Annotated in this window: 13 protein-coding genes; 9 read left to right on the forward strand and 4 right to left on the reverse strand. The window is 65.8% G+C overall.

The window, feature by feature from the left end:
- The 3 genes from ACB030_RS07400 to ACB030_RS07410 form a co-directional block, all read right to left on the reverse strand.
- The gene (locus ACB030_RS07400; RefSeq protein WP_371158818.1) at window positions 1-729 is read right to left on the reverse strand and encodes an MgtC/SapB family protein; all 729 of its coding nucleotides are present in this window, start codon (window positions 727-729) and stop codon (window positions 1-3) included.
- Window positions 730-934: 205 nt separating this feature from the next.
- A complete protein-coding gene (locus tag ACB030_RS07405) occupies window positions 935-1,300 on the reverse strand; it encodes a hypothetical protein (protein ID WP_371158819.1) in 366 nt (121 codons plus the stop codon).
- 365 nt (window positions 1,301-1,665) lie between these two features.
- Window positions 1,666-1,851 (reverse strand): DUF2892 domain-containing protein, encoded by a 186-nt coding sequence (locus tag ACB030_RS07410; protein WP_371158820.1) that lies wholly within the window; start codon window positions 1,849-1,851, stop codon window positions 1,666-1,668.
- A 92-nt stretch (window positions 1,852-1,943) separates the two neighbouring features.
- Between ACB030_RS07410 and ACB030_RS07415 the strand changes: the two genes are divergently transcribed.
- The 9 genes from ACB030_RS07415 to ACB030_RS07455 all read left to right on the forward strand — a co-directional run bounded on the left by ACB030_RS07415 (window position 1,944) and on the right by ACB030_RS07455 (window position 11,694).
- The gene (locus tag ACB030_RS07415; protein ID WP_371158821.1) at window positions 1,944-2,258 is read left to right on the forward strand and encodes an ArsR/SmtB family transcription factor; all 315 of its coding nucleotides are present in this window, start codon (window positions 1,944-1,946) and stop codon (window positions 2,256-2,258) included.
- Entirely contained in the window at window positions 2,258-2,671 is a 414-nt protein-coding gene (locus tag ACB030_RS07420; protein WP_371158822.1) for a YeeE/YedE family protein, read from the forward strand. Before ACB030_RS07415 ends, ACB030_RS07420 begins: the two co-directional genes overlap by 1 nt.
- Before the next feature lie 13 nt (window positions 2,672-2,684).
- Entirely contained in the window at window positions 2,685-3,143 is a 459-nt protein-coding gene (locus tag ACB030_RS07425; protein ID WP_371158823.1) for a DUF6691 family protein, read from the forward strand.
- A 41-nt stretch (window positions 3,144-3,184) separates the two neighbouring features.
- Entirely contained in the window at window positions 3,185-4,240 is a 1,056-nt protein-coding gene (locus tag ACB030_RS07430) for an efflux RND transporter periplasmic adaptor subunit (RefSeq protein ID WP_371158861.1), read from the forward strand.
- Window positions 4,233-7,385: an efflux RND transporter permease subunit gene (locus ACB030_RS07435; protein ID WP_371158824.1), complete on the forward strand. Its 3,153-nt coding sequence runs from the start codon at window positions 4,233-4,235 to the stop codon at window positions 7,383-7,385. Before ACB030_RS07430 ends, ACB030_RS07435 begins: the two co-directional genes overlap by 8 nt.
- Window positions 7,386-7,464: 79 nt before the next feature.
- Window positions 7,465-8,604 (forward strand): efflux RND transporter periplasmic adaptor subunit, encoded by a 1,140-nt coding sequence (locus ACB030_RS07440; protein WP_371158825.1) that lies wholly within the window; start codon window positions 7,465-7,467, stop codon window positions 8,602-8,604.
- Window positions 8,597-9,280, forward strand: coding sequence for an ABC transporter ATP-binding protein (locus ACB030_RS07445; protein WP_371158826.1), 684 nt, complete (start codon window positions 8,597-8,599; stop codon window positions 9,278-9,280). Before ACB030_RS07440 ends, ACB030_RS07445 begins: the two co-directional genes overlap by 8 nt.
- Window positions 9,281-10,495, forward strand: coding sequence for an ABC transporter permease (locus ACB030_RS07450; protein ID WP_371158827.1), 1,215 nt, complete (start codon window positions 9,281-9,283; stop codon window positions 10,493-10,495).
- On the forward strand, window positions 10,495-11,694 hold the full coding sequence (locus ACB030_RS07455; protein ID WP_371158828.1) for an ABC transporter permease: 1,200 nt from the start codon (window positions 10,495-10,497) through the stop codon (window positions 11,692-11,694). Before ACB030_RS07450 ends, ACB030_RS07455 begins: the two co-directional genes overlap by 1 nt.
- On the opposite strand, the gene ACB030_RS07460 is transcribed toward ACB030_RS07455, so the two are convergent.
- Window positions 11,691-14,105, reverse strand: coding sequence for a diguanylate cyclase domain-containing protein (locus ACB030_RS07460; protein WP_371158862.1), 2,415 nt, complete (start codon window positions 14,103-14,105; stop codon window positions 11,691-11,693). The two genes, ACB030_RS07455 and ACB030_RS07460, sit on opposite strands and share 4 nt — an antisense overlap.
- Window positions 14,106-14,239: the final 134 nt, after the last annotated feature.

The following is a 14,239-nucleotide window of genomic DNA, read 5'->3' on the forward strand; positions in this document are numbered from 1 at the left end:
TCAATCCGTGGTGCTGGCACGCCAGAAGATCTGCTTGATGCGGGGATGCTCCCCCAGCGTCTTCATCAGGGCGTCCAGCTCGTCGCCGTCGATGGAGGTGGCGAGCAGCACAGCCGAGATCTCGATGTCCTGCTCCCCGAACGGCTCTATATCCAGCTCGCTCAGGGGGTAGTTGGCCTGCTCCAGCTTCTGTTCCAGCCAGGGCAGCACCTCCTTCTGATGAGTGCGGCGGATCAGCGCCGTGACGCGGTAGGTCACCTCGGTGTCGGTGTTGTCCACCGGATGACGGTTGATCTGATTGACCAGGGGCCGCAGCAGGGTGTTGGCAGCCAGCACAAACAGCGCGCCGAGCACCGCCTCCAGAGCGAACCCGGCGCCGCTGGCGGCCCCCACCGCCGCCACGCCCCAGAGGGTGGCGGCGGTGTTGATGCCGCGGATGTTGCCCGATTCGCGCATGATGACACCGGCACCGAGAAAGCCGATGCCGGAGACGATATAGGCCACCACGTGCACCACCCCATAGCTGCCACCGTGCAGGTCATAGATACGCTGGGCCAGGTTGACGAACAGGGCCGCCCCCACGGCGACCAACACGTTGGTGCGAAGGCCGGCGGTGCGCTGGCGGTACTGACGCTCCAGCCCGACCAGGCTGCCGAGCACGAAGGCGAGCAGCAGGCTGGCCAGGGTGTCGAGCAGGGCGAGAAAATCGAGTTGTTGCCACATTCTCATGAGGTACTCCTTCTGATGAGTGATGGCTGCACGCCATCCATGATGAAACGCTGGGTGGCGGATGGATCAGGGGATGATTGCGCGGATGGCCAGCAAAAAATGAAACACGGCGTGCGGGGCGTCCCCTGTGCATCCCATAGGACAGGGCTGACTGCTCAAGGGGCCGGCATGACCCCTTGAGCCTTGTTAACGTGCCATGGCGCTGTCAGGGGCGCCCGGGATCGCCACCGCGAGGGCGCAGTTCCCAGCGAACCGGGTGAGCGGCCCCGACCTGATGGACAAACTGCACCAGATAGCGGCGCTGGGGCGGGGTGCACTTCAGGTTGAGCACCAGCTCACGCCCGCCGCTGCGGCCCGGTGTCATGGACTGCATTGGGTGCAGCCCGGCCGGTTGCAGGGTGTGGCTCACCATCTCCAGCACCTGCTCCAGATCGGCGCGATCCTCGCAGCGGATCTGCAGCCGGTAGTGGTGCTGGCGCCGTTTGCCCCGCAGCCAGCGCGGCAACATGCCAAGGCCCAGCTTGTTCAGCAGGGGGTGAGTCGATACAGACTGGGTTGATATCAAACGCATAGCAGCCTCCTTGTGGGAAGCAGAAACTATGCAGGCAAGGCGCCCATGGCGGTTGGCCAGGAGTCACCCGACGTCAAGTGTAAAAAGAGAAGAGGGGAGTGGATTTCCGCTTCTCGCAGGGCTGCGAGTTGCGGCAGAGGGACTCTGCGGCTAGCTCGCGACCAGGGTGCCGACGACAGGAGTCGGCGTGGATCTGTCACTTGATGAGTTGCCCACCGACGGTCTCCGCTATTGATTAGAGGCGACATGGTAGTCGATACGGCCGCCGGGGTAAACCCTGGGCCGCCGACAGCAACATATTGAAACAAAATGGGGTTTTCCCACGAGGGAGCCAAAGCTCCCTCGTTTTCATCGTCCGGTCTGGGCTATTTTATGCCCATGCGCTGCAGGATCATGGCGGCGGGGCAGAAGCCGGTGAACGCACTCTGTATCAGGTTGACCCCGACAAAGACGCTCAGCCAGACGAAGCCCGGGTGGACCCAGGCAGTGAGCAGCAGCGACAGCAGCAAGATGCAGCCTGCGACCACTCTGACTCCGTTATCGACTGTCATGTGTCTCTCCTCTTTTTTGGTTATTTAGTGGTTGCTAATTTAGTGTTGATTTATACAATAGACTAAATATCAGCAATTGCTAATTTATGCTTATGAGCCCATTCGACGAGATGACCGGACACGCGACGGCGGCCGCCTCCCTGCTCAAGGCGTTGGCCCACCCTGAGCGCCTGATGGTGCTCTGCCAACTGGTGGGAGGGGAGAAGGGGGTCGGGGAGCTGTTGGCCCACAGCGAGCTCGGGCAGTCGGCCTTCTCCCAGCAACTTTCGGTATTGAAGCGCCATGGCCTTATCCGTTCGCGCAAGGTCTCACAGCAGATCTACTACTCGCTGGTGAGCGAGGCGGCCGCCGATGTGCTGGCGGCGCTGCAAACCCATTTTTGTCACTCAGAAAATAAGGAATCTTGATGATGGAAAGCCAATGGCTGCTCTCTTTGGGCGGCGGCATGCTGGCGGGGCTGTCGGCCCTGATCCTGATGTTATTCAACGGCCGGGTGGCCGGGATCAGCGGCATTCTGGCCGGCGCACTGCAACACCGGGCGCCCTGGCGGGTGCTGTTTCTGCTGGGGCTGGGGGCGGGTGCCTGGCTGGCACTGACCCTGGGTTGGGCCAGCATGCCTGCATTCACCAGCCTGCCCGGCTGGCCTGTGGTGTTGCTGGCCGGTCTGCTGGTCGGCATCGGTACCCGTCTTGGCAATGGCTGCACCAGCGGTCACGGCATCTGTGGCATGGGGCGGCTCTCCTCGCGCTCCATCGTCGCTACCCTGACCTTTATGGCGGTTGGCTTTATCACCGTCTTTTTCACCCACCACATTTTCTGACAGGTTGATTGCCATGAGATTGCTGACAAGTTTGCTTGCGGGCCTGCTGTTCGGGCTGGGGATGGCCATCTCCGGCATGATGGATCCCGCCCGGGTCACCGGTTTTCTCGATCTGGCGGGGGCCTGGGATCCCAGCCTCGCCTTCGTGATGGGGGGCGCCCTGCTGGTCTTTATGCCGGGTTATTTTCTGCTGGTGAAACCCCGTCGCCAGAGTCTGCTGGGGGAGCCCATCGTCGCCCTACCGGCCCCCAGGCTGGATCGCCGTCTGATCGGCGGGGCCGCCCTGTTTGGCATAGGCTGGGGGCTGGTGGGCATCTGCCCGGGGCCAGCCGTGAGTCTCATCTCCAGCGGTCAGCCCATGATACTGTTGTTTATTGCGGCCATGGTGGCCGGGATCCTGCTGTTTGACAGAGGGCTGGCCCGGGTGCTGGTGCGCGCACGGAACAAGGCTCGCCAGTCCCATACCGCCTGATCCCGTGAAGTGACTGATGACGCCAGGGAAGGAGAGTGATGATGGAAAAGATCCGGTTGCTGGGGATCACCTTGCTGGTGATGACATCGCAGGCCATGACATCCACCCAGGCCCTGGCCGCAGAAGGGGGGCCTGTGCCCCCGCTGACAGTGGCTTCGTTGACAGTATCGCCACAGCCGGTGACCGACTGGCTCACCCTGGATGGCACCGTCAGTGCCATCAATCAGGGGACGGTGGCGGCCCAGACCAGCGGTCGGGTCTCCCGCATGCTGGTGGATGTGAACGACGAGGTGCAGGCGGGGCAGCCGCTGCTCGAGATCAGCGGCAAGGAGCAGTTTGCCGCCGTCACGGGGGCGCAGGCGCGGCTGGCGCGGGCGCAGGCCCAGCAAGTGGAAGCCGAGCGCCAGCTCGCCCGCTTTCAGGCGCTGATCGCCAAGGGGGTGATCACCCGCGCCCAGCTCGACAATGCCCAGGCGACCGATCGCGCCACCCGCGCCGAGGTCAATGCCGCCGAGGCGGCCCTCACCCAGGCCCGCGAGACCTACGGCTATACCCGCATTCTGGCCCCCTACGCCGGAGTGGTGACCAAACGGCTGGTGGAGCTGGGGGAGACGGTGGCCCCCGGTACCCCGCTGCTGTCGGGTTTCTCTCTCGACACCTTGCGGGTGGAGGTGGAGTTGCCCCAATCCGCCCTGACACTTGCTCGTGAGCCTGCGGATGTGCAGGTGCTGCTGCCCGATGGCAAGAGGGTTATCCCGGTCAAATTGACCCGCTTCAACTATGCCGACAGCCAGAGCCACGCCTTCAGGTTGCGCCTCGACTTGCCGCCACAAACCACCGGAGTCTTGCCCGGCATGTGGCTCAAGGTGCGGCTCAAGCAGGGTGAGCGTCAGGTGTTGCAAGTGCCGGATCGCGCCCTGCTGCGGCAAGGGGAGTTCGACGGTGTCTATCTGCAGCAGCCCGCTGGCTGGGCCCTGACGCCGGTGCGTGTCGGCCGCTGTATCGCGGGGCAGTGCGAGATCCTGGCCGGGCTGCAAGCTGGCGACAAGCTGGCCCCCGATGCCTGGGCACAGCAGCAGGAGCTGGCCCATGAGTAGCGAGCTGAACGGCAACAAGGAGAGGCTGGGGCCCGCGGGTCGGCTGGCGGCGCTGTTTCAGGGCTCGGCCATCACCCCGCTGCTGGCGCTGGTGGGGCTCTTGCTCGGCCTGTTTGCGGTGCTGGTGACCCCCAAGGAGGAGGAGCCGCAGATCGATGTCACCTTCGCCGATGTCTACATTCCCTTCCCGGGGGCCACTCCGGCTGAAGTGGAATCTCTCGTGACCACACCTGCCGAGCAGGTAGTCTCCCAGATAAAGGGGATTGATACCCTCTACTCTTTTTCTCAACCCGATGGTGCCCTGCTGGTGGTGGTGTTCAAGGTGGGGGTGAGCCGCGAGCAGGCCATCGTCGATCTCAACAACCAGCTCGACTCCCACCGCGACTGGTTGCCACAGGGGATCGGGGTCGGTCAGCCACTGGTGAAACCCCGGGGGATCGACGATGTCCCCATCGTCAGCCTGACGCTCTGGAGCAAGCAGCTGGGTGCCCCCGAGCTGACCCGGGTCGCCCATGAGCTGGAGACCGAACTCAAGCGCATTCCCGGTACCCGCGATATCTACACGCTGGGCAGTCAGAGCAGCGTACTGCGGGTTATGCCGGATCCGGCGGCCCTCAGCGCCCACGGCATCAGCTGGGGCGAGTTGAGCCAGCGGCTTGCCGTCGCCAATCAGGTGGGCACGACACAGGCCATCTGGCAGGACAACAGTGAGATCAAGGTGCAGGTGGGGCAGTTCCTGCAAAGCGAGCAGCAGATCCGCGAGCTGGTGGTGGGGCTGCACGACGGCAAGCCGGTCTATCTGGGGGAGGTGGCCAGTGTTTCTCTAGGTCAGGAGACCCCGACCAGGCGCAGCTGGATGGGGCTGGGGCAGGCCAGTTATCCAGCGGTGACCCTGGCCATCGGCAAGCAGCCGGGCCAGAACGCGGTCGATGTGGCCAAGCGGGTGGAGGCGCGGGTCGAGAGTCTCAAAAATCGGCTCATCCCTGCCGGGGTCGAGGTGACGGTGACCCGGGACTACGGCGTCACCGCTGAGACCAAATCCAACACCCTCATCGGCAAGCTGATTTTTGCCACCACGGCGGTGGTGCTGCTGGTGCTGGTGAGCATGGGCTGGCGCGAGGCGCTGGTGGTGGGCGTTGCCATCGTCATCACCCTGGCGCTGACCCTGTTTGCCAGCTGGGCATGGGGCTTTACCCTCAACCGGGTGTCGCTGTTTGCGCTGATCTTCTCCATCGGCATTCTGGTGGATGACGCCATAGTGGTGGTGGAGAACATCCACCGCCATCGTGGCCTGGGCAAGGGGGCACTCAGGGATCTCATTCCGGGGGCTGTGGATGAGGTGGGGGGGCCGACCATACTGGCGACCCTGACCGTGATAGCGGCCCTGCTGCCGATGGCCTTTGTCAGCGGCCTGATGGGCCCCTACATGAGCCCCATCCCCATCAATGCCAGTATGGGGATGCTTATCTCCCTGCTGGTGGCCTTTATCTTCTCCCCCTGGCTGGCGAGCCATTTGCTCAAGGGTGAGGTACACGGTGCCCACGGCGAGGCCAAGGCGGGTCTCTTTCACCGGCTGATGACCCCTTTCCTGATCGGTGACGGCGCCAAGCGCGCCAGACACAAGCTCTGGCTGGTGGTGTTGCTGCTGGTCGGGGCGGCCGCCGCCATGCCGGTGGTGCAGTGGGTAGTGCTCAAGATGCTCCCCTTTGACAACAAGTCGGAATTCCAGCTGGTGCTCGACATGCCGGAAGGGGCGACCCTGGAGCAGACCGAACGCACCCTGCTGGCGGTGGGGCGGGAGCTTGCCAAGGTGGAGGAGGTGAAGGATTACCAGATCTACGCCGGTACCGCAGCCCCCATCAACTTCAATGGCCTGGTGCGTCACTACTTTATCCGCAGCGGCGCCAACGTGGGGGATATTCAGGTCAATCTGGTGGACAAGCATGAACGGGATCGCAGCAGTCACCAGATTGCCCAGTCGGTACGGACGCCGCTGCAGGCCATCGCCAGTGCGGCAGGGGGCAACCTCAAGGTGGTGGAAGTGCCCCCCGGCCCGCCGGTCTGGTCCCCCATAGTCGCGGAAGTGTATGGCCCGACACCGGCTGCCCGTGAAGCCGCTGCCCGCGCCGTACAGGCCCGTTTCGTGGCCACCGCGGATCTGGTGGATGTGGATATCTATCTGACCGACCCGCAGCCCAAGTGGCGGCTGGTGGCGGATCGCAGCAAGGCGGCCCTGCTTGGGGTCGATCTCGGGGTACTGGTGAGCACCCTCAATGGCGGGGTGGGTTATCAGGATGCCAGCTGGCTGCAGGGGCACGGCGCCAAGTATCCGGTACCTGTTCGCATCGAACTCGCCCCCGGTGACAAACGGGATCTGGCGGGTGTGCTGGCCCTCAAGGTGCGCAGCCAGAGCGGCCAGCTCATCCCGGTCTCCGAGCTGGTGAGCCGCCGTGATGAGGTGGCCCCCAGCTATATCATGCACAAGAACATGCAGCCCATGGTGATGGTGGTGGCCGACATGGGTGGCCATACCGACAGCCCGCTCTACGGCATGTTTGCCGCCGGTGCCGACATCTCGCTGCCCCAATATTACGTGCAGCAGCCCGATAAATTGGGGGAGGTGGCACTGTTGTGGGACGGGGAGTGGAAGATCACCTACGAGACCTTCCGCGATATGGGCATCGCCTACGGGGTGGGGATGATCCTCATCTACCTGCTGGTGGTGGCCCAGTTCCGCTCCTATCTGGTGCCGCTCATCATCATGGCGCCCATTCCGCTCACCCTCATAGGGGTGATGCCGGGTCACGCCCTGCTGGGGGCCCAGTTTACCGCCACCTCGATGATCGGGATGATAGCCCTGGCCGGGATCATAGTGCGCAACAGCATCCTGCTGGTGGACTTTATCGAACAGCAGCGCAGCGCCGGAGTGGCGTTCGAGCTGGCGGTGATCGAAGCGGCCCAGGTGCGGGCCAAACCCATCATGCTGACGGCGCTGGCGGCCATGATAGGTGCCCTGTTTATCCTCGATGACCCCATCTTCAACGGACTGGCCATCAGCCTGATTTTCGGGATCCTGGTCTCCACCTTGCTCACCCTGGTGGTGATACCCTTGCTCTATTATGCCCTGCTCTCCCGACGCTCATGACGGGAGGCACTAGCGAAGGCGAAATGATGCCCTGCTCTCCTGCCAGACGTGACGGGAGTCAATAGCGAAAGGATGCGCGATGAAGAGAGGCTGGCTGTGGTGGGCGGCGGGTGCCGGGGTGGCGGTGGCGGCCCTGGCATGGTGGTGGCGACCCCAGGGGACGCCGGTCAAGCTGGTGGCGGTCGGGCGGGGAGATGTGCTGGTGACCCTGGTCAACACCCGGGCCGGCACCATCAAGTCGTGCCAGCGGGCGGGGCTCAGTCTGCCCGGTGGCGGCGTGGTGGCGCAGATCGCCGTCAAGGCCGGGGACAGGGTGGCGCAGGGGGATCTGCTGCTGACCCTCTGGAGCGACGATATCCGTGCCGATCTCAGCCGCGCCCGCGCCCAGCAGGCCCTCGGCAAGACCCAGCGCGAGGAGCGCTGCAGCGAGGCCGCCTACTACGAGCGGGAGGCCAACCGGCTGGCCACCCTGCTCGCCAAGAACCTCACCTCCCGCACCCTGGCGGAGCAGGCCCAGAACCTGGCCGATACCCGCCGCTATATCTGCCGGGCCTCCCGCCAGCAGGAGCGGGTGGACGAGGCGCTGGTCGCCCAGGTGGAGGCCCGTCTGGCCGAGCGCCGTCTGCAGGCGCCCTTTGCCGGTGTGGTGGCCGAGGTCAACAGCAAGCTGGGCGAATACATGACCCCCTCACCCCCAGGGGTGGCCATGCCCCCCGTCATCGATCTCATCGACGATCGCTGCCTCTATGTCTCGGCCCCCATAGATGAAGTGGATGCCGCCCGCCTCAGGGTGGGCCTGAGCGCCCGGGTACTGCTCGATGCCATGCCCGGGCGCGACTTTGCCGCCACCGTCACCCGTATCGCCCCCTATGTGAAGGAGCTGGAGAAGCAGGCCCGCACCGTCGAGGTGGAGGCGGCGCTCACCGCCCCGCCGAGCGACGTGCCCCTGCTCATCGGCTACAGCGCCGATCTCGAGGTGGAGGTGACCCGCGCCACCGATGTGCTGCGGGTGGCGGCCAGCAGCCGGGCCGACGATGGCAGCGTGCTGCGGCTGGAGGGGGATCGGCTGGTGCGGGTGCTGCCCCGCTGGGGGGTGGAGAACTGGAACTGGATTGAGGTGGCAGAGGGGCTGGCCGCCGGTGACAGGCTGGCGGCCCAGCCCGGCCAGATAGTCGGGGAGGGACCCTTCACCGCCGCCAAGGAGCAGACGGATGAGTGATCTCATTCGCCTCGAGGCCGTCAGCCGTCGCTTCACCCTGGGGGGCACTGAGGTGGCGGCCCTCGCGCAAGTCTCCCTGCGGGTCGCCGAGGGGGAGTATCTGGCGGTGATGGGTCCCTCGGGCTCCGGCAAGTCGACCCTGCTCAACGTGCTGGGACTGCTGGACCGGCCAGACGAGGGGTGCTACTGGCTGGGAGGGGAGGATACCGCCACCCTGTCAGAGCCGGCGCTGGCCCGGCTGCGGGGTCAGCGCATCGGCTTCGTGTTCCAGTCGTTTCACCTCATCTCCCGCCTCACCGCCCGGGAAAACGTCGAGCTGCCGCTGATGCTGTGCGGCGTCCCCCCCGCCGAGCGCCACAGTCGCAGCCAGCACCTGCTGGAGGAGCTGAGGTTGGACAATAGGGCCGACCACAGGCCCGCCGAGCTCTCCGGCGGTCAGCGCCAGCGGGTCGCCATCGCCCGGGCCATGGCGCCGCGCCTCATCCTGGCGGACGAGCCCACCGGTAACCTGGACTCCCGCTCCGGGGAGGAGGTGATCACCCTGCTCGAGGGGCTCAACCGGGAGCAGGGTATGACCCTGGTGGTGGTGACCCACGACCCTCGCCTCGGCGAGCGGGCGGGCAGGCGGCTCTCGATGGATGACGGCCGCATCAGCAGCGACAGCGGCGGGGGCTGAATGCGGCGCCCCGATGCCCTCCGCTTCGCCGCCGTGGCCCTGCTGCGCCAGCGCACGCGAGCACTTGTGCTGATCCTGGCGGTGAGCCTGAGCGTCACCTCGGTGCTGCTGCTCACCGCGCTGGGAGAGGGGGCGAGGCGCTATGTGGCCGAGCAGTTCAGCTCCCTTGGCAAGGATCTGCTGGTGATGTTCCCGGGCCGCAAGGAGACCACGGGCGGGCTGCCGCCGGTGACCGGCAACAGCCTGCGGGAGATCACCCTGGATGACATGCACTACCTGGGCCAGCATCAACCCCAGCTCAGGCTGGTGCCGCTGGTGATGGGCTTTGCCGAGGCCAAGCAGGGGGCCCGGGTGCGCCAGACCATGCTGCTTGGCAGCAGCAACGACTTGCGGCATACCCACGGGCTGACCCTGCTCGCCGGCCGCTGGCTGCCGGGGGAGGCCACAGAGGATAGGCCGGTCGCCCTGCTCGGAGATGTGGCGGCCCGTGAGCTGTTCGGTCAGGCGGATCCGGTCGGCCAGTGGCTGCGTTTTGACAATCGCCGCTTTCGGGTGGTGGGAGTCTTCACCAGCCAGAGCAGCAATCTGGGGATGGACATGGCCGAGGCGGCGCTGATCCCGGTCGGCAGCGCCATGGGGCTGTTCAACACCGAGGGGCTGTTTCGCCTGCTGATCCAGCCGTTGGCCGGGCAAGCTGTGCCCCCGCTGATCACGCGGCTGGAGCAGCTGATGCAGGGGCGCCACGGGGTGCTGGATATTACCCTGGTGCGGCGCGACGCCATGCTGGCCACCTTTTCTACCATTCTGGCCACCCTCACCCTGGCGGTCGCCGGTATCGGGGCCATCAGCCTGCTGGTCTCCGGCATCATGATGATGAATCTGGCGTTGATCAGCACCCGCCAGCGCACCGGCGAGATAGGCCTGCTCAAGGCGCTGGGGGCCGACAGCCGCCAGATCCGCCAGCTGTTCTTGTGGGAGGCGCTGCTGCTGAGCGGTGGTGGCGCCCTGTTTGGCACGGCCCTGGGCTATGCCCTGGTGGCCCTCGCCGCGCTGATCTGGCCGAGCTTCCCGGCGGCGGTGCCCTGGCTCGCGCCCCTCTGCACCATACCGGCGGCCCTGCTGACCGGGCTCTTCTTCAGCTGGCTGCCGGCCTCCCGGGCGGCGCGGCAGGATCCGGTCAGCAGTCTGCGCAGCGGGCAATGGAGCGGTGGCTGATGTGCCTCGCCGATCTGCTGTTCTGGCTCTGGCGCGCCTTGCTGGCAGGGCGCAGTCGCAGCCTGCTGTCGGCGCTCGGCATCGCCATCGGGATCGCCTCCGTGACCCTGCTCACCGGCATAGGCGAGGGGCTCAGGCTCTATCTGCTCGACAGTTTCTCCCAGTTCGGGACCCGGCTGATCGCCGTGACCCCGGGCAAGACCGAAACCGCTGGCGGCCCGCCCGGCATCCTCTCCAGCAGCCGTCCCCTGCTGCTGGAGGATGCCGATGCCCTCGCCAGATTGCCAGGGGTAGAAGCCGCCCTGCCGGTGGTGCAGGGGCAGGGGGAGGTGCGCAGCCGGGGGCTGACCCGCAGCACCTCCATTCTGGGCACAGGCTCGGCGGCGCTCCTTGGCTGGCGCCTCACCCTGGTGCAGGGGCGCTTTCTGCCCGCGGACGACAGCGCCATGCCCCGTGCCTATGCGGTGCTGGGCGCCAAGGTGGCGGCTGAGCTGTTTCCCGGCGGCGATGCACCGGGGAGCCTGTTGCGCGCCGGTGATCGCCGTTTTCGGGTGGCCGGGGTGCTGGCCCCCAAGGGGCAATTTCTCGGCTTCGATCTGGACGACATGATCTATCTGCCCGCGGCCCATGCCCAGGCGCTGTTCAACAAGGAGGGGCTGCAGGAGATAGACGTCATCTATGGCGCCGGACAGACAGAGGCCGAGATCACCGCCCAGATCCGGCGGGTGCTGATCGCTCGCCACGGCGCCGAGGATTTTACCCTCACCTCCCAGCAGGACATGCTGACCAGCCTCGACAAGATACTCTCCATCATCAAGCTGGCGGTCGGGGGGCTCGGGATCATCTCGCTGCTGATCGGGGCGGTCGGCATCTTCAGCATCATGAGCATCGCCCAGCAGGAGCGGATCCCCGAGGTGGGCCTGCTGATGGCGCTGGGCTGCCCACGGCGCCGCATCCTGCTGCTGTTTCTGCTGGAGGCCGTGGTGCTGGCACTGCTGGGGGGCGCCATGGGGCTGGCCCTGCTCGGGGGCCTCAAGCTGCTGTTCGCGCTGCTGGCGGCCGGCTTGCCGCTCAGCCTCCATCCCCTCTATCTGCTGCTGGCCCTGGGGTGCAGCGCCCTGGTCGGTCTGCTGGCCGGGGTCGCCCCCGCCTTGCGGGCAGTGCGTCTCGACCCCGTGGTGGCCCTGCGGGGTGACTAGGGAGTGGCCTCTGCAATCTGTTGGGGGTCGCCGGCCTTGAACAGCGGGAAGTAACGCCTGTCCGCCTGGCTCATGTGGCCGACCACCAGCTCCTGCAGGATGAAGTTGAGCAGCTCGTCGTTGCCGAGCGTCCCCGCTCTGGCGGCAGCCATCAGCTGATCTGCCTTGTCCAGCAGCCTCTGGTGATCCCGGCGGTGGCTGGCGAGCTCCCCGTAGTCCCACTCTGCCAACAGTTGCTCCTCGAAGGCGAAGTGCTGGCGGGCCAGCTCGAACAGGCTCGCCAGACTCCCCAGGAACAGCTCGGGCTCTTCGCTCCGATCCTTGATGTGCTCCAGCAGACGGTTGGCCAGCATGAAGAGCCGGTGATGCTCGGCATCGATGCGGGGATGGCCGCACTCATGGCCGGGGTGCCACAGCAGGGCCCCCTGCGCCGGATCCCAGGAGGTCGTGAACAGGCAGACCCGGCCACGCCCCCGGTTCTTCGCCTGATACATGGCCTGATCGGCGTGGTGCATCAGGGTCTTGGGGTCGGCGCCATGCTGCGGATAGAGGGCCACCCCTATGCTGCTGGAGATGCGCAGCGCCTGCTGCTCGAGCAAGAATGCATGGTGCAGGCTCTGGTGCAGCTTGTCGGCCACCCCCAGGGCGGCGTCGCCGGTATCGGGCAGCAGGATCACGAACTCGTCGCCCCCAAGCCGCGCCACCAGATCGTCCTCGCGCACGCAATGACCCATGCGCTCGGCCACCAGCTTGAGCAGCAGATCCCCGGTCTCGTGGCCGAAGGTGTCGTTGATCGGCTTGAAGTGGTCGAGGTCGATGAAGATGAGGGCCAGGGGGCGATCGGGTGCCTGCTGCAGCCTCTCTTTCAGCTTCTGTTGCAGCAGCCGGCGATTGGCCAGGCCGGTGAGGGGATCGTGGAAGGCGAGCCGGCGCATCATCTCCTCCCGGGCCGCCCGCTCTGTGATATCCCGGGTCACCCCCAGGATGGCGTCCGGCCGCGCCCGGGTGTTGCCGTGCAAGGTGGTGATCGTCTCTATGGCCACCAGATGGCCATCCTTGTGGCGCAGCTGGGAGTGGATGACGCAGCGGGTCTGGGCCTGTTCACCCCGTTGCCAGGCGGCCAGGGCGGCGGTGATCTCGTCGCGCAGCTGCCTTCTGGATTCATCGGGCAGCAGTTGCTTGAGGGACATGGTGAAGAGCTCGGCGGGCTCATAACCGCTGAGGAGCCCGATGGCCGGGCTGACGTAGCGAAAGCGCAGGGAGGCGGTATCCATGGTCCAGATGACGTCGGCGCTGTTCTCCGCCACGAAGCGGTAGTGCTGCTCGCGCTGGGCGAGTTCGCGGGTTAGCCGCTGGCGATCCCGCGCCTCCTGACGCAGCCGCAGATGGAGGTGCAAGAAGATGCCGAGCAGCACCAGCAGGCTGAAGGTGATCAGTATGGCCACCGCCACGCTCTTGTCGAGCAGTTGCCGCTGCTGATGCAGGCTGGCCTGCGCCGGGTCGTAGATAAAGGGGGCCAGGCTGGGCACCGCCTTGAGCATGCCGGCGTCCAGATAGGTTCTGGCGATCTGCAGCCAGCGCTCCCGCTGCATGTAGCCCGGCTCGATGAGGTCGGGCTGCATCAGCGCCCGGGTTTCACGGGCCTCGAACGCCAGCTGCTCGCGGCCCGCCCCGCTCGGATACTGCGCCATGATGAGGTCTATCATCTCCTCGGGATGGTCCATGGCATAGCGCCACCCCTTGAGGCTCGCCTGCAGGAAGGCATGAACCCGCTCCTGACGGGTGACAAGCTCCTGCTCCGAGGTAAAGAGGTTGTCGCCGTAGAAGTCAAAGCCGATGTCGCGGGGATTGAACACCCGGTAGGAGATGCCCCTCTGTGCCAGATAGAAGGGCTCGGTGGAGCTGTAGGCACTGATGGCATCCACCTTGCCGTTCAGCAGCGCCTGCACCCCCTGCTCGTAGGGCTGGGTGTTCCACTGCCTGGTCTGCGTATAGTGATGGAGATAGGTCAGCAGCTCGTTCGAGCCCGGCTCCAGCATCAGCCGCTTGCCGGCCAGATCCGCCGGGGTGCGGATATCGGGTCTGTCCAGGGTGAGCAGTACCAGGGGGGAGTGCTGCAACATGGCGGCAAGCACCACCACGGGACGACCGGCGGCCCGGGCCAGCAGCAGATCGCTGCCACGGATGCCGAAGTGGGCCCGGCCCGTGGTCACCTCGTTGATCACATCGGTGCGGGGACTGGCCTCGCGCAGGGTGACCCGTAGACCGGCGTCCCGATAGAAGCCCTTGGCGATGGCGGCATAGTAACCGGCAAACTGGAACTGGTGCTGCCACGGCAGCTGTACTATGACGTGCTCGTCCGCGCGAAGGGGAGCTGTGGTCAGGGCGGATATCACCACCCAGATGGACATGATCCAGCATCTACGCTGGCAGGGGGCATCGGACTCCGTCATACGGCGGTTCTCTCGGGAGGTGCTCTGCTGGCTAGAGTCAAACAATTTCTTCTCTTTCGCAAGGGGAGAAAAGCCCATAAAGCGCAGGAATG

The organism is Aeromonas sp. S16(2024) (assembly GCF_041403065.1).
Lineage (GTDB): Bacteria > Pseudomonadota > Gammaproteobacteria > Enterobacterales > Aeromonadaceae > Aeromonas.